The sequence below is a fragment of the Flavobacterium sp. K77 genome (assembly GCF_021608205.1).
GTDB classification, from domain to species: Bacteria; Bacteroidota; Bacteroidia; order Flavobacteriales; family Flavobacteriaceae; genus Flavobacterium; species Flavobacterium turcicum.
In genome coordinates this window covers 81,173-99,723 of record NZ_JAKIHO010000002.1, presented here as the reverse complement: position 1 = coordinate 99,723, position 18,551 = coordinate 81,173, and the positions used below count along the sequence as shown (strand labels likewise).

Genomic DNA, 18,551 nt, shown 5'->3' with positions numbered 1-18,551 from the left:
AAATTTTAACGGAGTTATCAGTTTTAAAATATATTGCAACAGACTTTCAAGCTGTGCAAAATTTTAAGCTAGTAAAACTTTCGGTAGGTACTTATTCAAATTCAATTAATAGCTGTCCTTTATCAACGGCATCACCTGTTTGCACAGCAATGGTTTTAATCACTCCATCTCTTGGCGATAAAAAACTGTTTTCCATTTTCATGGCACCTAGAATGATCAAATTATCATTTTCTTGGACCGTTTGACCTACAACAACGTTAATTTCGAGGATTAATCCAGGCATCGGAGCTTTGATCGCGTTAATTTGTTTGGAAAGCCCTGTTTCAAAGCCCATCTCCTTAATCAAAGTATCAAGTGGATTAGCAATATCGACTTCGAATACCGAATTATTGACTTTGACAGTGTATTTTTTTTGAAGAAAATCAGCAGCTAAAATAGCTACTTCGTAAGGTTTGCTATCGTGTAAAACATGATATGCGTTAGAACTTAAATGCACAGCATCAAGTTGATTCGTACTTTCCTGATCCAAATCAAAAAGGAAAGTATCGTTTACGTTCACTTTATAAGTAGTACTCATTGTTTACTTTTTTAGAATCGTAAAAATAAGTAAAAGAAAACGTTTTCGTAAACCAAAAAATCACTTTTTTGGTCGCGTCATGAAGGTTCTTTTTTAAAGTACAAGCAGGCCGTAATCGCGCAATGTTTTAATTGGTTTGGAAAACCAAAAGAGTTCAAAGTCCTCAAGAGTTAGTTCAAAATCGGCTTTTATTTCTTGAAAAGTATAAACTTTAGTTTGAGACACCGAAATTCTCTCAAGTAACTGTTGCAACCACTCTCCTTCTTGGGCACTGGTTTGAATTGAAAAACTTTCTTTTTTATCGTGAAAAGTGAAAGACATCATATTCCATGTTCGACCTTTTTTAGACTTTGTAAATGCTTCTGCAAAAGGTTTTCCGCCCAACCAAACGACTTTTGCCGTAGGCTTAGTAGAAAAATCCTCTGCATCATTCAAAGCATTAAAGATAAAATCAGGATGAATTTTGGTTTTCGGAATTTTGAACTCAAACCAATCTTGTAACGGATAATCAAAACAAATGCCGTGCATAAAATTGAAAAGGGATTTCTTTAATCCGAAACTAAATTTATCATGGTCAATCCCCGTAGCATCCGTATAATTGATATCGTTGTTGGCAAAAGTACCAATAGCTTCCGTTTCCTTTTTTACACCAAATTTTTCGGGATACATCCCAACAGGACTGTGAGCTGTCATGGCAAATTGGTGCCAAAATCCTGATTGTAAAATTCCCGCTTCGAACAATTGACGCACCATTTCAAGACTATCAATCGTTTCTTGAACCGTTTGTGTAGGATAGCCATACATTAAATACGCATGTACCATTACTCCTGCTTCGGTAAAATGGCGTGTAACTCGTGCTACTTGCTCTACCGTAACTCCTTTATCAATCAATTTTAGCAATCGATCAGAAGCTACTTCGAGTCCGCCCGAAACCGCAATACAACCTGATGCTTTGAGTAGTAAACACAAATCTTTGGTGAAACTTTTTTCGAAACGAATGTTTGTCCACCACGTCACTGACAATTTTCTACGCAGGATTTCTAGAGCCAATGCTCGCATTAAAGCTGGCGGCGCTGCTTCGTCGACAAAGTGGAAACCATTTTCGCCTGTTTGTAAAATCATTTCCTCCATTCGATCGCAGAGTAATACTGCAGCAACGGGTTCGTAAATTTTGATGTAATCTAATGAAATATCACAAAAAGTACATTTGCCCCAATAGCAACCGTGCGCCATGGTAAGCTTATTCCATCTGCCATCGCTCCACATGCGGTGCATCGGATTGACAATTTCGATTACCGAAATATATTTATCCAAAAGTAAATCAGAATAATCAGGCGTACCCACTTGAGATTGCTTATAATCTGGTTTAGTGGAATTATTTTTATAAACTACTTGACCATCTTCTAAAAGGAAAGTTCGTTTGTATTGTTTTTCGACTGCACTAGATGAGATAGCGTTGATTAGTTCTTCAATAGGTGTTTCGCCATCATCTAACGTAATAAAATCAAAAAACTCAAAAACGCGTGTGTCAGAAAGGGAACGCAATTCCGTATTAGGAAAACCGCCTCCCATAGAAATTTTAATTTCAGGAAAATGTTTTTTAACCCATTGCGCACAACGAAAAGCCGAATACAAATTTCCTGGAAAAGGCACCGATATCAAAAATAAAGTGGGCTGTACTTTTTCAATTCTTTCTTTTAGAAGAGAAAACAAAACCAAATCGGTGTAAGTAGGCTCCTGCTGCAAGGCTTCGTACAATTCGTCAAAAGAATTCGCGCTTCGACCCAATCGTTCGGCATAGCGACTGAAACCAAAATTAACATCAACACATTCAACTATAAAATCAGAAATATCTTCGAGATACAAAGTAGCTAAGTGCTTCGCTTTATCCTGAGTTCCCATCGTTCCGAATGCCCAATCGAGTTCCTCTAATTGTGTAAAGCGTGAAGCTTCTGGCAAAAAATCTTCTTGGCATATTTGAAGTGCTAAGGTTGGATTCTTGCCTTGCAAAAAAGCAATTACGGGATTAATCGTTTTTAAGTACTCGTCTTGTAACGCAAAAATTCGTTTGGAATTATCTGAGATCTCTCCATCTTTAAACTTTTGACTTCCTACCTCAAACAAATCTGTTAATCCTTCCTTCGAAAACAATTTCAGAATCACCTCGATACCCAAATCAGCCTGTACAGACTCAATATTTTTGGTGTTCAGAAAACCTTTAATATACGCCGTTGCCGGATACGGGGTATTCAGTTGAGTAAAAGGCGGCGTAATGAGAAAAAGTTTCGTTTTCAAGTGGAATTATTTTGTGCAAAAATAAGGGATAATTGTGGTGTTTTATGAAAAATATTTTTGAGTTTAAAAGTGAAATCCACTAGCTTAATAGTATTAAAAAACTAAAAGCCAAATGAAATGGAGTCAACACGATGTAAATCGCTTGAAAAAAAACAGCCATAACGTTCCCGCGCAAAAAGTAGTTTAGGACTAATTTAAACCTAGAACAAAACTTGCCTGTAGGTTTTTGTGCATCGTTTTTTGGTTAGTATTTCCACTCGCCTTCATTTTCTGCTTTTTTCTTAATTCCATCGATTAATGATTTCTCATCAATTGTTATTTTTTCCCCTTTTAATTTTTTAAACTCTGTGAATATCTGGAGTAATGCAAAATTATTCCAGTTATTTAATCTGTTTAATGTTATTTTTTTCTTAGCACTTTTGAATACTATCTTATATCCAATTACACTTCCAGTTTTTGATACGCGTTTTCTAATGTGGATATTTACTTTCTTAATTTCAAATTTTTCGATCCAATCATTATCAAAATTGCTACCAGAAATTTTTACGTTTTCATTTTCAAATTCAATTTTATATACAAACTCTTTTGATTCATCATATGTTATAGATATGAATACAAATAAAAAAAAGAGAATAAATAATATTGACATAATATTAAATTCACCAAAAGAGAATATTGGGATTGAAGCAAAAATTATGATGCCAAAAAATTTAATTTTAATATCTTTTTTGCATCTTTCTTTAAATGGAATTCTTTCAGTTTCAAATATTGTTTTTTCCAAAGATATCTTCGTTTTAATATTAAAGTGTCGCGCACTACTCGCATTTGAATAATAAATCAAAACTAAATTATTCCTTACTAAAACTGCTGTTTGTCTTTTTTGATGATTAAAAAAGCAAGTAATGAAACGGTCGCTGTAGCAGTCAAATAAAATCCGACATAAGTTAAATTATAAGTAGTTGCGAGCCAAATTGCAATCATCGGCGCAAAAGCAGCGCCTAAAATTCCAGCCAAATTAAAGGTTAACGAGGCGCCGGTATAGCGCAATTGAGTTGGAAAAAGCTCCGACAAAAAAGTTCCTAAAGGTCCATAAGTAAAACCCATCAAGGCCATACCCATGCAAACAAAAGTAGTTATCAAAATATTTTGTCCCGAGTTTAAGAAAAACGAAAAGAAAAAACCAAAAACTGCAATTAGCGCGGTGGCTAACATGAGAATTTTTCGGCGTCCAAATCGATCAGCTACTAATGCCGAAATAGGAATACAAATTGCAAAAAACAATACCGAAAACAACTGTAGCAACAACGCATCACGCTTACTGTAACCCAAGTCGGATGTGGCCCAACTCAAGGTAAAAACGGTCATTAAATAAAAAACTAAAAAAGTGGTTACCGCCGCTAATGTTCCAAAAACAAGTTGGTTTTTATAGGATTTAACTAGGCTGAAAAACGGAATTTTCACAGCCTCTTGTTCCTTTTTTGAATTCTCAAACGAAGGTGTCTCCGTAATTTTGGTCCTAATATAAAAACCAACTAATACCAATAGAGAACTCGCTATAAATGGAATTCGCCAGCCATAACTCATAAAATCTTCATTGCTCATCGTGTCAGTTAATATCAAAAAAGTTCCTCCAGAAAGTAATAATCCAATTGGAGCGCCTAATTGCGGGAACATTCCATACCAAGCTCTTTTATTCGGAGGCGCATTTTCAATAGCAAGCAATACAGCACCACCCCACTCGCCTCCCAAACCTACACCTTGACCAAAACGACATAACATCAACAACAAAGGAGCAGCAATACCAATACTAGCATAGCTTGGTAAAAAACCAATGGCTACCGTTGATATTCCCATGGTTAACAATGCTGCGACCAAAGTAAACTTACGTCCAATTTTATCACCATAATGTCCAAAAAAAGCCGAACCAAGCGGACGCGATAAAAAAGCAATTGAAAAAGTAGCCAATGATTGTAAGGTAGCCAATGTAGCATCCGAACTCGGAAAAAACAACTGCGGAAACACCAAAACGGCCGCATTAGCAAAAATATAAAAGTCAAAAAACTCTATTGTAGTTCCTATCAAGCTCCCAAAAAGCACATGTTTTACGGTATTTTTTGTTGGTTTGTTGGTCATATTCTTTATAAAAACGTTAATATTATTAGATAAAAGTGATGCTATTTTTCGAAAGTAACAAATAAAAAATTCCAATAATAAGTGGTATTTTAGCAACATATAAAATTAAATTATGCCAACCGACTGTATCAGCTATCAGCACTCTGGATATTTTTCTGCTTTAATGAATGATTATTTAGATCAAAAACCACAATTGTCTGCTCTTTACAACAGGTTTCCAACTATCGAAAACTTTGAAGAACAAATCGCTGAAAAACAAAATAATTTTAATCACAGCTCTCGTGCAATACTTGTAGAGGCACTTTTACAACAATACAATAATTGTGAGACTAGTGAAGCTACAAATGCAAACATAAAATCATTAGCCTCAAACAATACTTTTACAATTACTACAGGTCACCAACTGAATTTATTTACTGGTCCGTTGTACTTTTTGTACAAAATAATATCTACCATTAACCTGACCAAAAAACTTCAAAACAAGTATCCTGAACAGCATTTTGTTCCCGTATATTGGATGGCTACCGAAGATCACGATTTTGAAGAAATCAATTACTTTAATTTCAAGGGTAAAAAATTCAGATGGAACCAAGAGAGCACTGGTCCTGTAGGCCGTTTGAGTACCGAAGGCTTAAATGAATTTTTAGAAGTATATCAATTAGAATTAGGCGGCAGTAGCAATGCAACTACATTAAAGAAGTTCTTTGAAGATGCATACATCAAACAAAAGAATCTAGCTGACGCAACGCGCTTTCTAGCAAATGAACTTTTTGGAGCCTACGGTTTAGTGATTATTGACGCTGATTCCGCATCATTAAAACGTCTTTTTATCCCACATGTAAAGCAAGAGTTGCTACAGCAAACCGCTTTTGAAAAAGTGACAGCCTCAATTGCTTTACTAAAAGAGTATACTGTACAGGTAAACCCGAGAAAAATAAACTTGTTTTATATCGAAAATGACCTACGCGAACGCATTCTGCTTGAAGACGGTCTTTACAAGGTAAATCATACTAAGATTTCATTTTCAGAGACTGAGATTTTGGCTCTTTTAGAATCAAATCCTGAAAAGTTCAGTCCCAATGTAATCATGCGCCCGTTGTATCAAGAAGTAATTCTACCAAACCTCTGCTACATTGGCGGTGGCGGAGAAATAGCGTATTGGTTGGAATTAAAATCATATTTCGAAGCTTCGAACATTACCTTTCCAATGCTATTATTGCGTAATTCTGTAGTATTAGCAAGCGAGAAACAAGCAAAAAAGGCGGATAAATTACAATTATCTTGGACCGATTTATTCAAAAAGCAAGCCGATTTAATCAATCAAAAAACGATTGAATTATCTGAGTTTTCTATCGAATTAACAGACTTAAAAACGCAGTTACAAACACAATTCAAACAATTGTACGACATAGCTGAGAAGACTGACGAATCTTTTATCGGTGCTCTTAAAGCACAAGAAACCAAACAAATTAAAGGACTTCAGCAACTAGAAAAACGCCTGTTAAAAGCGCAGAAACGAAATTTGAGTGATATTCTAGACCGTATAAGCGACATTCAAAATGAATTGTTCCCAAACGGAAGTTTGCAAGAAAGACAAACGAACTTCTCAGAGTTTTACCTAGAATACGGCGAAAATCTTATCCCAAACTTAATTCAAAAATTAGATCCATTAGATACTAAATTTGACATCATTGTACTTTAGTGAAATATTACGGGATTGAATGTTATATTTGTAAAAATAATAGATAAAAAAATCCTATTTTTGCACAAAATTTAAAAATTTACACAATGGCTACAAATAGAACATTTACTATGATTAAGCCTGATGCTGTTGCTAACGGACACATCGGAAACATTCTTGCAATGATTACAAATGCAGGATTCAAAATCGTATCTTTAAAATTAACTCAACTTACTGTTGCTGATGCACAAGCATTTTACGCAGTACACGCTGCAAGACCTTTTTACGGTGAATTAGTTGAATTCATGTCAAGAGGACCAATCGTTGCTGCTATCTTAGAGAAAGAAAATGCAGTTGAAGATTTCAGAACTTTAATTGGAGCTACAAATCCAGCTGAAGCTGCTGAAGGAACTATCCGTAAAGCTTACGCAACTTCTATCGGAGAAAACGCAGTACACGGATCTGACAGCGACGAAAATGCTGCTATCGAAGGTGCATTTCACTTTGCAGGAAGAGAGCAATTCTAGTAATCAGTCTCATTCTCAGTTTGAGAGTGACAGATTATAATAAAACAGAAAATCCCGTTTCAAATTGAAACGGGATTTTTTATTTCCAATCTAGCTGAAAACTGCGACTAAAAACTGAAAACTACCTCAACACCACATCTTTCACTACATCCCGTCGCAATTCCTCATTAATCATAGCCACAATTTTAGACTTTCCGTGGCTTAACTCCTCTCTCAATACTGATGAAGTGAGCTCTACATATAAGGTACTTCCTTTCAAAACTACATTGTTCGTATAGCTATTTACACCATTACCCATTAGGTTTTTCCACGCATCTTTCACATCAATTTGATCCATGCCTGGTTGCAACTTATTGGTTTGAATAATCTGCTTGAGCACATCACCAACCGTGCTTTCATTATTTAACCTCTTTGCCATCTCCTAATAAATTTATCGCTGTTGCTCTTTTATAATGATATTCCCCTCTTTCTTTGTTCAACAAAACCAATTCCTCATTTGTCAAACCAATAATTTCCTCACTCCATTTCATATAAGGCGTCACATAATCTAAAAATATGCCATCTGACGTATAACGCACCGAAACTTTCTCGAAAACATCATTCACTAAAAAAGTACCATTAAGTTGCGGCATTACTTTTTTGCGAATCCCTTTATTATTCTCAATTTTGAAATAATCATAAACCTCATTCATGCGGTATTCCTTATCGTCGATGGAGTCAAAAACTACTTTCTCTACCTCCCAATATCCATTCAACAAGGCAACATCTTCCTTTTTAATTTCTTGTTTGCAACTAGTAATTACCAAAGCCAATACGGCAAAAATTACATACTTTTTCATGTTCAAATTATTTTTTTTTAGGAGCTATTTCCTGCTGTACGCTGTATCTTTTTTTGGCCAACTTCCTGCGTCAGCTTTTGCCAAAAAAAAGGATGCCGCTTCCATCAGGGCTAGTCCATTCTACTTAAATTAAGATGTCTAATTTTCAATACTCTTACCAAAACGCGGAGTACAAAGAATAAAAAAACCAACAATTGTTTAACAACATGTTGGTTTAAATCAACCGCTTCATGAAACGATTTCTATATCAATTACAACCTACTGTTTTGATTTAATTCGCAACAAAAAACCAGCAACACAACACATAACTCCCACAAGAAGTAATGCATAGTAAAAACTAATCGTTTGATCGCGAACCACATTTGCAAGCACAAAACAAAGCATACTTACCAAATAAAAATACAGAGGCGAAATATTTTTTAAAGAAGAAAAATTCATAGTGCTATTATTTAAAAAAACTATCTACAAACTCATATTTGTTAAAAACCTGCAAATCATTTATACCTTCACCCACTCCAATATATTTCACAGGAATTTGAAACTGATCCGAAATACCAATCACCACACCACCTTTGGCAGTACCGTCTAATTTAGTAACGGCCAAACAACTTACTTCAGTTGCTGCGGTAAATTGTTTTGCTTGTTCAAAGGCATTTTGACCTGTAGAACCATCTAGTACCAAAAGTACATCATGAGGCGCATCAGCTACAACTTTCTGCATCACACGCTTCACTTTTGACAATTCGTTCATCAAGTTAATTTTATTATGCAAACGACCTGCGGTATCAATAATAACAATATCTGCCTGTTGAGCCACTGCTGATTGCAAAGTATCAAAAGCCACAGATGCTGGATCACTACCCATTTCTTGGCGCACAATAGGCACACCTACACGATCAGCCCAAATTTGCAATTGGTCAATAGCAGCTGCTCTAAAAGTATCTGCAGCACCTAAAACTACTTTGTAACCTTGATTTTTAAACTGATGCGCCAATTTACCAATGGTTGTTGTTTTACCCACTCCATTAACGCCCACCACCATAATTACATACGGCGTAGCATTAGACGGCTTTACAAAACCGGTTGCATCCTCTGTATTTGTTTCAGATAGTAATCCAGCAATTTCGTCACGTAAAATATGATTCAGCTCCGCAGTACCCAAATATTTATCGGCTGCAACTCTCTTTTCAATTCGAGATATAATTTTCAAGGTAGTATTTACACCTACATCAGAGGCAACCAAAACTTCTTCTAGGTTATCTAAAACCTCATCATCAACTTTTGATTTTCCGGCAACAGCTTTGGTAAGTTTAGAGAAAAAGTTAGTTTTCGATTTTTCAAGTCCTTTATCCAATACCTCTTTAGCTTGTTCGCTAAAATTTGGGTCTTTTTTATCAGATGAAAATATTTTTTTAAAAAAACTCATAATATAAATAATATTAAGAATGAGCACATTAGAAGTTCTTCGCCCATTCATTTTCGGCACCGTAAATATAGAAAATAAAAAAGCTACTTCCGAGTGAAAGTAGCTTTTCTATATAATGTATTTGTTAATTATTTCTTTTTCAAGAATTCATCAACAGCTTCAGGAGCCATAATAGATTCTACGAATGTATATGCACCTGTTTTTGGAGATTTCACCATTTTGATGGCTTTTGATAATCTCTTAGAAGATGTTTGTAACGATGCTACGGTTTTCTTTGCCATGATTCAAATGTTTTAAAAATTAGAATAAGTGTCTCAAGTATAATGCTTTACATTTAAAAGGCAGTTCTTGAGATTATTATTAAAATCTCGTGTTATTATTTAATTTCTTTGTGAACAGTTACACGTTTCAAGATTGGATTAAATTTCTTAATCTCTAATCTATCTGGAGTATTTTTCTTGTTCTTAGTAGTGATGTATCTTGAAGTTCCTGCAACACCAGTAGTCTTGTGCTCAGTACATTCTAAAATTACCTGGATTCTATTACCTTTCTTTGCCATCTTGCTATTTTTTTATTTTGGAACAGATTATTTAATAAATCCTTCTGACTGTGCTTTTTTCAAAACAGCAGCGATTCCATTTTTATTAATTGTTTTTATCGTAGATGCAGCTACTCTTAGAGTAATCCATCTATCTTCTTCTGGAAGATAAAAACGCTTTTTAACTAAGTTCACAGAAAATTTTCTCTTAGTTTTGTTCATAGCGTGAGAAACGTTATTTCCTACCATCGCTCTTTTACCTGTAAGGTCACAAACTCTTGACATTATACTTATCTTTTATCGTTATTCAAAATCAGGGTGCAAAGAAAAGAAAAATAAACCTATAAAGCAACATTCTTAACGCACATTTTTTAAAATTTCTTTCTGAAGCAATTCTAAACTTTTTATTACCGCTCTATCTATCACTTTTTCACGGGGTTGGCCAAAATTGAACTCTTCTACAATAATTTCGCATGGTGCCGCAATTGCAATAAAAACAGTTCCTATTTCAGCCTCTGCGTCTCCTTTTGAAGGTCCTGCATTGCCAGTTGTAGCAATTGCAAAATCTACATTTAATTTGGCTTTTGCTTGCTGCGCCATGGCTTCGGCTACTTCTTTACTAACAACGGAATATTCTTTTATCAATGCCTCAGGAACTCCCAAAAGATCCACTTTTAGGGCCGTAGCATAAGTAACCACTCCTCCTTTAAAATACGCGGAGGAACCTGCTACGCTCGAAACAAGCTGCGCAATTTTACCTCCAGTGCAACTCTCGGCGGTTCCCATACTGTATTTTTGTTGCGCTAGCAATCGTCCAACCACAACCTCAATAGTGTCCTCTTCATCGAAACCAACAATGATATCACCTATTAAACCTTGTAAAGTTTTTACATTTTCGGCTAAAGCATTTTGCAACACTTCTTTATCCGTGCCTCTTGCAGTTAAACGGAGTCGTACTCGACCTGGAGCTGGTAAGTAGGCCAACTTTATAAATTCTGGTAAATTATCTTCCCAAGCTTCAATGCGTTCCGCTACTAAACTTTCACCCTGCCCATAAGTAAGCACAGTTTGATGAATAATATACGGACGTTCGTACTCACTAACTATTTTGGGTACAATTTCTTGTTCTACCAAATACTTCATTTCATACGGAACACCCGGAAGCGAGATAAAAACCGTACTCTCTTTTTGCATCCACATTCCCGGCGCAGTTCCTACTTGATTATGCAAAACCGTACAAGTTGAAGGAACCAATGCTTGATCTTTATTAACTTGCGAGGCAGGCCTATTCATTACGCGCTCAATCAATGCAATTACATGCGCTTCTACAGCCTTGTCAACAACTAGGTGGTCATCAAAATAAGAACAAAATGTTTTTTTAGTAACATCATCTTTCGTAGGACCTAATCCTCCGGTTACAATTACAAAATCTACTTTATTTTGTAAAGCCGCAAACGTGTCTAAAATATGATTTTGATCATCACTAATCGAAAGCATTTCTTGTACTTGGACACCAATTCTATCTAATGCCTTTGCAATAAATCCCGAGTTGGTATCAACAATTTGACCAATTAAAATTTCGTCTCCAATAGTAACTATAGCTGCTTTCATTTATCACATGTATTTTATTCTATTCCTAAAAAAAATGCCAGTGTACCATTTACTATTCTTTTACTTTAAAAAATAGCAAATGTTACATTGACAAAACATTAAAAGCGCTTCTATCTTTAAAAACACCTTATCTTATATTTTCACTACTATATTTGTAAAAAACTAACTTCAATAGAGTAGCTTCTTTAAAAAAATATAGCATTCAAATTTCAAAAACTACAATTCGAAATCTTTTTTAATTTCTTTTATAGCCTCATTCACTTGACTCTTTACACTTTTGAAAGTTTCTTTAATATCTTTCTTCTTGCCTTCGGTCTTGGTCCAAGCTTCAATTTGCAGAATTTCTTCAAATGCTACATTCATGCCCAACAAATCAAGAGTAGGTTTGATTTTGTGCGCATAAGCATAAGCATGTTTGTGATCCTTCTTAGTGATTCCTTCTTTAATCTGAACCATATCCATAGGAACTTCAGTTACAAAGAGCGTTAAAATCTCATTAACAAACTCTGGATCGTTATCTGAAAGTGCGTACACTTTCGAAAGGTTGTAATGTATAGCCATTATTTTACTTGTATTCTTAATAGTTGTTTTCCCTCTAAAAATCCTTCCAAAACATCATCCGGTTGCACCGCAGCAACACCTTCTGGAGTTCCTGTAAAAATAATATCACCAATTTTTAATGTAAAGAATTGCGAAACGTATGCAATAAGTTCGTCAATTTTCCACAGCATCAAATTAGAATTTCCCTTTTGCACCGTTTGTGAATTCTTGGTTAATTCAAATGTAAGATTTTCTAAGGAAGTAAATTCACTTTTAGGTAAAAATTCTCCAATAACTGCCGACCCATCAAATGCTTTGGCTTTCTCCCATGGCAAACCCTTTGCTTTTAGTTTATCCTGCAAATCACGTGCGGTAAAATCGATTCCTACACTAATTTCGTCGTAATATTTATGAGCAAATTTTGGCTCGATGTACTTACCTACTTTACTAATTTTTACAATAAGTTCAATTTCGTGATGCACATCATTAGAAAATTCTGGAAGCACAAAAGGATGCTGCTTTAATAAAACAGCCGAATCTGGTTTCATAAAAACAACAGGCTCCGTTGGACGTTCGTTATGTAATTCTTCGATGTGATTGGTATAATTTCTACCGATACAGATTATTTTCATTTCTTACTTAAAAAAATTAATGGTTGAAAGATTCAAAAATTAGCTTAATTTATTATTCAGTTTTCGAAGTTTAATCGCCGTCAAAACTTTCTTGGTATATAACGGAAAGTCGGCATTTTGAATCCAACTAAAATAACCTGGTTCACTTTCAAGTACTTTCTCTACTTTTACTCCTTTGTGTTTCCCGAAGGTAAAAATCTCTTCATCATCTTTATCAAAAGCAATCATACCTGCAAAATCAGCGATCTTTTTACGAGTAGTAAATTCCGATAAGGTCTTTATGTCGTTTTCTAATTCAGGATAACGATCCAATTGCGCTTTCAAAATTTCGTAAGTAGCCATGGTATCTGCTTCGGCTGAATGGGCATTTTCGAGTGTTTTACCACAATAAAATTTCAAAGCAGCACTCAAAGTACGTTCTTCCATTTTATGAAAAACAGTTTGAACATCTACCGAAACTCTATTTTTCATGTCAAAATCGACTCCAGCACGCAACATTTCTTCGGCCAATAACGGAATATCAAAACGATCTGAATTAAAGCCCGCCAAATCACTATCCTTGATCATAGCGTAAACTTGCGCAGCCAAATCTTTAAAAGTAGGCTCATTCGCCACTTTTTCATCCGTAATACCATGCACAGCCGTAGTTTGCGGCGGAATTGGAATGGTTGGATTTACCAACCACGTTTTGCTTTCTTTGTTTCCGTTAGGAAAAACTTTAAATATTGAGATTTCTACAATTCTGTCCTTTCCGATATCAATTCCTGTGGTTTCTAGGTCGAAAAAGCAAATTGGTTTATTGAGTTTAAGTTCCATTTTATATGTGTAAGAAGGCAAAGATAGAAATTTGTTATGGAAATTAAAGATAGTTACCAATCAAACTTATGTTGAAAAGCTACAAACAAAAAACCCGATAGCTTGGTAGCCATCGGGTTTTTATTTTATTTCAATTTGTGAATTAAAAATCTCTGTTCACATCAAAAGCTTCTAAATATTCAGCAACTCGTTTTACAAAACTACCTCCAAGTGCTCCATCTACCACACGATGATCGTAAGAATGAGACAAGAACATTTTTTGACGAATACCAATAAAGTCTCCTTCAGGCGTTTCGATAACAGCAGGCACTTTGCGAATAGCGCCCAAAGCTAGAATTCCAACTTGTGGTTGATTAATAATAGGAGTACCAAAAACACTACCAAAAGTTCCTACGTTGGTTACTGTGTATGTTCCGCCTTGCGTATCATCTGGTTTCAATTTTCCAGCTTTAGCACGATTACCAAGATCGTTTACTGCTTTAGCCATTCCAACTAGGTTTAATTGGTCTGCATTTTTGATTACAGGAACAATTAAATTCCCGTTTGGCAACGCTGCAGCCATTCCTAAATTGATGTTTTTCTTTTTGATTATGTAATCGCCATCAACCGAAATATTCATTCCAGGAAAATCTTTCAATGCTTTTGCAACGGCCTCCATCATAATAGGAGTAAAAGTAAGTTTTTCACCTTCGCGTTTTTCAAAAGCATCTTTTACTTTATTTCTCCATTTTACGATGTTAGTCACATCTACCTCTATAAAGGATTGCACGTGCGCCGATGTTTGCACAGAAGCCACCATGTAACCAGAAATCAATTTACGCATGCGATCCATCTCAACGATTTCATCACCTCCGTTTACTGATACTGGAGCTGCTTTTTGCGCTACTGCAACAGGTGCCGCAACCGGCGTTGGAGCTGATGCCGCAACAGGTTGCGCTACTGGAGCCGCTGTCCTGTTTTTTACATAAGCTAATATATCGTTTTTGGTCACTCGACCTTCTTTACCTGTTCCTTGAATAGTTGCCAATTCAGCGACAGAAACGCCCTCTTCTTTAGCTATATTTTTTACCAACGGAGACAAAAATTGTTCTGATGTTGAAAAATCTACCGCAACAGGCGCAGGAGCACTCACACTCTCTTGTACCGCAGCAATTGTTTTTTCAATAACTGCCACTTCTGGTGCTGGAGTACTTGCAGCATCACCATCAGTTTCAATGATAGCAATAGTTTGTCCCACTTGCACTAAATCATCTTTACCAAAAAGTTTTTCTACCAAAACACCCGAAACCTCACTTGGCACTTCACTATCTACTTTATCAGTAGCAATTTCAAGTACTGCCTCGTCTGCTTCGATTTTGTCGCCAACTTCTTTTAACCAGTTTGTAATGGTTGCCTCAGCAACGCTTTCTCCCATTTTCGGAAGTTTTAATTCAAATCTTGCCATATTGTTAACCTAAAAGGTGATATTGATTTTCAGTTTGCGAAATTACTAAAATTTACAAATATAATTTACACTTAATGTAATTTTTTATACTATTTCTATAATCTCACCTCTGCTATTACTATTGTTGCTTCCTATTAAGAAATTAGCTCTTTTAGGTAGAATTTTAAATGTAAATCCCTTATTTCTTGCAGATTCGAGAAACGATATGCACTCTTTGAAGGACATATGTTCCGAATCAAGAATAATTTCTACCTGTTTTTCGCCTTTTTCAGTAAACGAAAATACCATTTTTTCTGGGGTAATATCATGAAAAACGACATTATTTTGTAAAATACTAGCCAGTTTATTGGCTAACATTTTATTTTTTGAAAACAAAATATACCCATCAGGAGTCTGCATCTGTTGCCATTTGTCCGCAGAAGAACCTTGTAGCATTTTTATAAATGAGAAAAAGGAAATCCCTACTTGCATTAAAAAACGAAACAAGAACGATACTTTAAAATGCTTCTGATAAAAAAAAGTCATCGCCTCTTGAAAGCGCTTCATATAAGATGCATCTTTTATCGTGCTTTCTCCCTTATAATGAATGATTGTAGTTTCGTGGAAATAAAAATTACTTTTTCCAGCCAAGAGCGCTCGATACGATAAGTCAATATCATCCGAATACATAAAACAGTTTTCATCAAAACCTTTTAATTCTGTGTACAAATCCCTTTTTAAAACCATGAATGCTCCAACCAGAATAGATACTGGACCTGACTCATTTTCATTTAAATGCTGTGCATAATATTTGCCAAAAAGCTGTTTTGACCATTTGTAGTGTGGAAAAATGCGATACAATCCCACAATTTTAGTGAACGCAACCCATGGCGTTGGCACACCGCGCTTGCTTTCTGGTAAAAAATTACCAGCACCATCAATTAATTTAACGCCTACAATTCCGCAATTACTTTGCTTTTCGGCGAAAGCTAAAACTTTTACAAAAGTATCTTCGGACACAACCGTATCTGGATTCAAAATACAGACATAGTCGCCTTGAGCAACTGCTACACCAACATTATTACCCTTTGGAAAACCCGAATTTTCAGCATTTTGAATGAGTTTCACAGTAGGGAAACGTTCTTTTATCATCGCCACACTATCATCTGACGAATTATTATCAACTACAATAATTTCAGCATCAAGATCCAGCAAAGCACTTTGTGCGCTAAGCACGCACTGCTCCAAAAAATGGCGCACATTGTAATTGAGAATAACAACTGATAACTGCAAAGGTGATTATTTTGATTGATTAAGAAACTTTGTTCCTCCTATTTATAGGTTGGTTCAAAACTACATTCTTTTCTTCATATCTAAAAATAAGCTACTACTTCTATTTCATCAAAGTACAACTTGGTCTAACCATTAAAAAATAATTTTAAGTATCTATTTACAAGCACAGCTCGTTAATGGCGACTACTTCGTTGAAATAATGTACTTTTGCCAAAAATAGAGACTCGTGAATTACCTTTCAGTAGAAAACATATCAAAATCCTTTGGAGAACGCACCTTGTTTAAAGACATTTCGTTCGGGATCAATAAAGATCAAAAAATTGCTTTTATAGCCAAAAACGGTTCGGGAAAAACCACAATTATGAGTATTCTAAATGGTTTGGAAGAATCAGATACGGGTCAAGTGGTGCTTCGTAAAGGAATCAAAATGGCTTTTTTGTCGCAAAACAACAATCTACAAGATGAATTGACCATTGAAGAGAGCATTTTTGCATCGGATAACGAAACCTTAAAAGTAATTGAAGCCTACGAAAAAGCACTAGAAAATCCAGAAGACGAAGAGGCTTACCAAAAAGCTTTTGACGGCATGGACCAGCACAATGCTTGGGATTTTGAAACTCAATACAAGCAGATTTTATTCAAATTGAAGTTAGAAAATTTCAAATTGAAAGTAAAAAACCTTTCGGGTGGACAAAAAAAGCGTTTATCACTAGCCATCATTTTGATCAACCGTCCTGATTTGCTAATTCTGGATGAACCTACGAATCACTTAGATTTAGAAATGATTGAATGGTTAGAAAGCTATTTTGCAAAAGAAAATATTACGCTGTTTATGGTTACACACGACCGTTTTTTCTTAGAGCGCGTATGTAATGAAATTATTGAATTAGACAACGGAAAATTATACCAATACAAAGGGAATTACTCCTATTATTTAGAGAAAAAAGAAGAACGTATTGCCTCTGAAAACTCGAGTGTCGATAAAGCGCAAAATCTTTTTGTAAAGGAATTAGAGTGGATGCGCCGTCAGCCCAAAGCGCGAACCACCAAATCAAAATCTAGACAAGATGATTTTTATGTGATCAAGGAAAAAGCACAAAGCAGACGCCGTGAGAACAAAGTGGAGCTTGAAATCAACATGGAACGCATGGGGAGCAAAATTATTGAGCTTCACAAAATTTCAAAAAAATTCAAGGACCATGTCATCATGGATAATTTTAGTTTTGATTTTCAGCGTGGCGAACGCATTGGAATTATTGGTAAAAACGGAACTGGTAAATCGACTTTCTTAAATCTTTTGACAGGAACTTTGCAACTAGATTCTGGAAAAGTAGTAGTTGGTGAAACCATTAAAGTTGGGTATTACACACAAAGTGGAATCAATCCGAAACCGGGTCAGCGTGTTATTGATGTGATCAAGGAATACGGCGAATTTATTCCGTTGATGAAAGGAAAGTTAATTTCGGCATCACAATTATTGGAACGCTTTTTATTTGATTCGAAAAAGCAATATGACTTTGTAGACCGATTGAGTGGTGGCGAATTGAAACGCTTGTATTTGTGTACTGTTTTGATTCAAAATCCAAACTTCTTGATTCTTGATGAGCCGACGAATGACTTGGATATTGTAACACTAAACGTTTTAGAAAGTTTCTTACTTGATTATCCGGGTTGTCTTTTGGTAGTTTCGCACGATAGGTATTTCATGGATAAAATTGTAGATCACTTGTTCATTTTTAGAGGTGACGGTGTGGTAGAAGATTTTCCGGGTAACTACTCAGATTTCAGAGCCTACGAAGACAGTGCCGATGTGGCTCAAAAAGAGGAAAACAAAGCCGAAAAGAAAGACTGGAAACAAAACAATCCTGCCGGAAATTTGACTTTTAACGAACAAAAAGAATTTCAGAAAATAGAGCGCGAAATCAAAGATTTAGAGGTAGAAAAAGCCAAAATTGAACAACTTTTTGCAGACGGAAAAGTAGCTGATGCTGATATTGAAAAGAAAGCCAAAGAATTAGAAACTATAATTACCAAGATTGAACTTAAAGAAGAGCGCTGGTTTGAATTGAGTGCTAAAATTGAGAGTTAGAATCTAGTCGCAGTTGGCAGTAAATACAAATAGCATATAAAAAGCGAAAGTTATAAATTTAAAAACCCACAACGAAATTTTGATTTTGTTGTGGTTTTTTTGAAATTAGATAACTAGTACAACTGAATAAA

At 35.4% G+C, this 18,551-nt stretch carries 19 protein-coding genes; 3 read left to right on the top strand and 16 right to left on the bottom strand.

All coding sequences use genetic code 11. The features are described 5' to 3' along the window. Positions 1 to 91: 91 nt before the first annotated feature. From L1S34_RS06115 to L1S34_RS06100, 4 genes are all read right to left on the bottom strand, one after another. The gene (locus L1S34_RS06115) at positions 92 to 577 is read right to left on the bottom strand and encodes an acetyl-CoA carboxylase biotin carboxyl carrier protein subunit (RefSeq protein WP_210788625.1); all 486 of its coding nucleotides are present in this window, start codon (positions 575 to 577) and stop codon (positions 92 to 94) included. Positions 578 to 670: 93 nt separating this feature from the next. Next, complete coding sequence (locus L1S34_RS06110; RefSeq protein WP_236363264.1) at positions 671 to 2,872, bottom strand: B12-binding domain-containing radical SAM protein; 2,202 nt, start codon at positions 2,870 to 2,872, stop codon at positions 671 to 673. Positions 2,873 to 3,116: 244 nt separating this feature from the next. After that, the gene (locus tag L1S34_RS06105) at positions 3,117 to 3,653 is read right to left on the bottom strand and encodes a hypothetical protein (protein ID WP_236363263.1); all 537 of its coding nucleotides are present in this window, start codon (positions 3,651 to 3,653) and stop codon (positions 3,117 to 3,119) included. Positions 3,654 to 3,730: 77 nt separating this feature from the next. After that, entirely contained in the window at positions 3,731 to 5,005 is a 1,275-nt protein-coding gene (locus L1S34_RS06100) for an MFS transporter (RefSeq protein WP_236363262.1), read from the bottom strand. A 112-nt stretch (positions 5,006 to 5,117) separates the two neighbouring features. Between L1S34_RS06100 and bshC the strand changes: the two genes are divergently transcribed. Together bshC and L1S34_RS06090 are read left to right on the top strand one after the other, a co-directional pair. Further along, positions 5,118 to 6,707, top strand: coding sequence for a bacillithiol biosynthesis cysteine-adding enzyme BshC (bshC, locus tag L1S34_RS06095; RefSeq protein ID WP_236363261.1), 1,590 nt, complete (start codon positions 5,118 to 5,120; stop codon positions 6,705 to 6,707). Between the two features lie 86 nt (positions 6,708 to 6,793). Then, positions 6,794 to 7,213, top strand: a complete 420-nt coding sequence (locus L1S34_RS06090) for a nucleoside-diphosphate kinase (protein ID WP_166134949.1) — start codon at positions 6,794 to 6,796, stop codon at positions 7,211 to 7,213. A 121-nt stretch (positions 7,214 to 7,334) separates the two neighbouring features. Here L1S34_RS06090 and L1S34_RS06085 read toward each other — a convergent pair whose 3' ends face one another. From L1S34_RS06085 to L1S34_RS06030, 12 genes are all read right to left on the bottom strand, one after another. Next, the gene (locus L1S34_RS06085) at positions 7,335 to 7,631 is read right to left on the bottom strand and encodes a DUF721 domain-containing protein (RefSeq protein WP_166134946.1); all 297 of its coding nucleotides are present in this window, start codon (positions 7,629 to 7,631) and stop codon (positions 7,335 to 7,337) included. Beyond that, positions 7,612 to 8,052 carry a hypothetical protein gene (locus L1S34_RS06080; RefSeq protein ID WP_236363260.1) on the bottom strand — a complete coding sequence of 147 codons (441 nt, stop codon included), beginning with the start codon at positions 8,050 to 8,052 and terminating at the stop codon, positions 7,612 to 7,614. The genes L1S34_RS06085 and L1S34_RS06080 overlap by 20 nt, the downstream gene beginning before the upstream one ends. A 445-nt stretch (positions 8,053 to 8,497) precedes the next feature. Beyond that, positions 8,498 to 9,478, bottom strand: a complete 981-nt coding sequence (gene ftsY / locus L1S34_RS06075; protein ID WP_236363259.1) for a signal recognition particle-docking protein FtsY — start codon at positions 9,476 to 9,478, stop codon at positions 8,498 to 8,500. Positions 9,479 to 9,606: 128 nt separating this feature from the next. Beyond that, entirely contained in the window at positions 9,607 to 9,759 is a 153-nt protein-coding gene (locus L1S34_RS06070; RefSeq protein ID WP_073370281.1) for a DUF4295 domain-containing protein, read from the bottom strand. Positions 9,760 to 9,854: 95 nt separating this feature from the next. Next, a complete protein-coding gene (gene rpmG, locus L1S34_RS06065) occupies positions 9,855 to 10,037 on the bottom strand; it encodes a 50S ribosomal protein L33 (RefSeq protein ID WP_007805817.1) in 183 nt (60 codons plus the stop codon). 27 nt (positions 10,038 to 10,064) lie between these two features. Continuing rightward, positions 10,065 to 10,301, bottom strand: coding sequence for a 50S ribosomal protein L28 (gene rpmB / locus L1S34_RS06060; protein WP_024980263.1), 237 nt, complete (start codon positions 10,299 to 10,301; stop codon positions 10,065 to 10,067). A gap of 72 nt (positions 10,302 to 10,373) precedes the next feature. Next, positions 10,374 to 11,627 carry a CinA family nicotinamide mononucleotide deamidase-related protein gene (locus L1S34_RS06055; protein WP_236363258.1) on the bottom strand — a complete coding sequence of 418 codons (1,254 nt, stop codon included), beginning with the start codon at positions 11,625 to 11,627 and terminating at the stop codon, positions 10,374 to 10,376. Between the two features lie 216 nt (positions 11,628 to 11,843). Then, positions 11,844 to 12,188 (bottom strand): Hpt domain-containing protein, encoded by a 345-nt coding sequence (locus L1S34_RS06050; protein WP_166134934.1) that lies wholly within the window; start codon positions 12,186 to 12,188, stop codon positions 11,844 to 11,846. Beyond that, positions 12,188 to 12,799 (bottom strand): fumarylacetoacetate hydrolase family protein, encoded by a 612-nt coding sequence (locus tag L1S34_RS06045; RefSeq protein ID WP_166134931.1) that lies wholly within the window; start codon positions 12,797 to 12,799, stop codon positions 12,188 to 12,190. Before L1S34_RS06045 ends, L1S34_RS06050 begins: the two co-directional genes overlap by 1 nt. Positions 12,800 to 12,838: 39 nt before the next feature. Beyond that, positions 12,839 to 13,615: a 3'-5' exonuclease gene (locus L1S34_RS06040; protein ID WP_166134928.1), complete on the bottom strand. Its 777-nt coding sequence runs from the start codon at positions 13,613 to 13,615 to the stop codon at positions 12,839 to 12,841. A 142-nt stretch (positions 13,616 to 13,757) separates the two neighbouring features. Then, positions 13,758 to 15,059, bottom strand: a complete 1,302-nt coding sequence (locus L1S34_RS06035) for a dihydrolipoamide acetyltransferase family protein (protein WP_236363257.1) — start codon at positions 15,057 to 15,059, stop codon at positions 13,758 to 13,760. An 84-nt stretch (positions 15,060 to 15,143) separates the two neighbouring features. Then, positions 15,144 to 16,331 carry a glycosyltransferase family 2 protein gene (locus tag L1S34_RS06030; RefSeq protein WP_236363256.1) on the bottom strand — a complete coding sequence of 396 codons (1,188 nt, stop codon included), beginning with the start codon at positions 16,329 to 16,331 and terminating at the stop codon, positions 15,144 to 15,146. 226 nt (positions 16,332 to 16,557) lie between these two features. Here L1S34_RS06030 and L1S34_RS06025 point away from each other — a divergent pair, with 226 nt between their 5' ends. Then, positions 16,558 to 18,420: an ABC-F family ATP-binding cassette domain-containing protein gene (locus L1S34_RS06025; protein ID WP_236363255.1), complete on the top strand. Its 1,863-nt coding sequence runs from the start codon at positions 16,558 to 16,560 to the stop codon at positions 18,418 to 18,420. Positions 18,421 to 18,551: the final 131 nt, after the last annotated feature.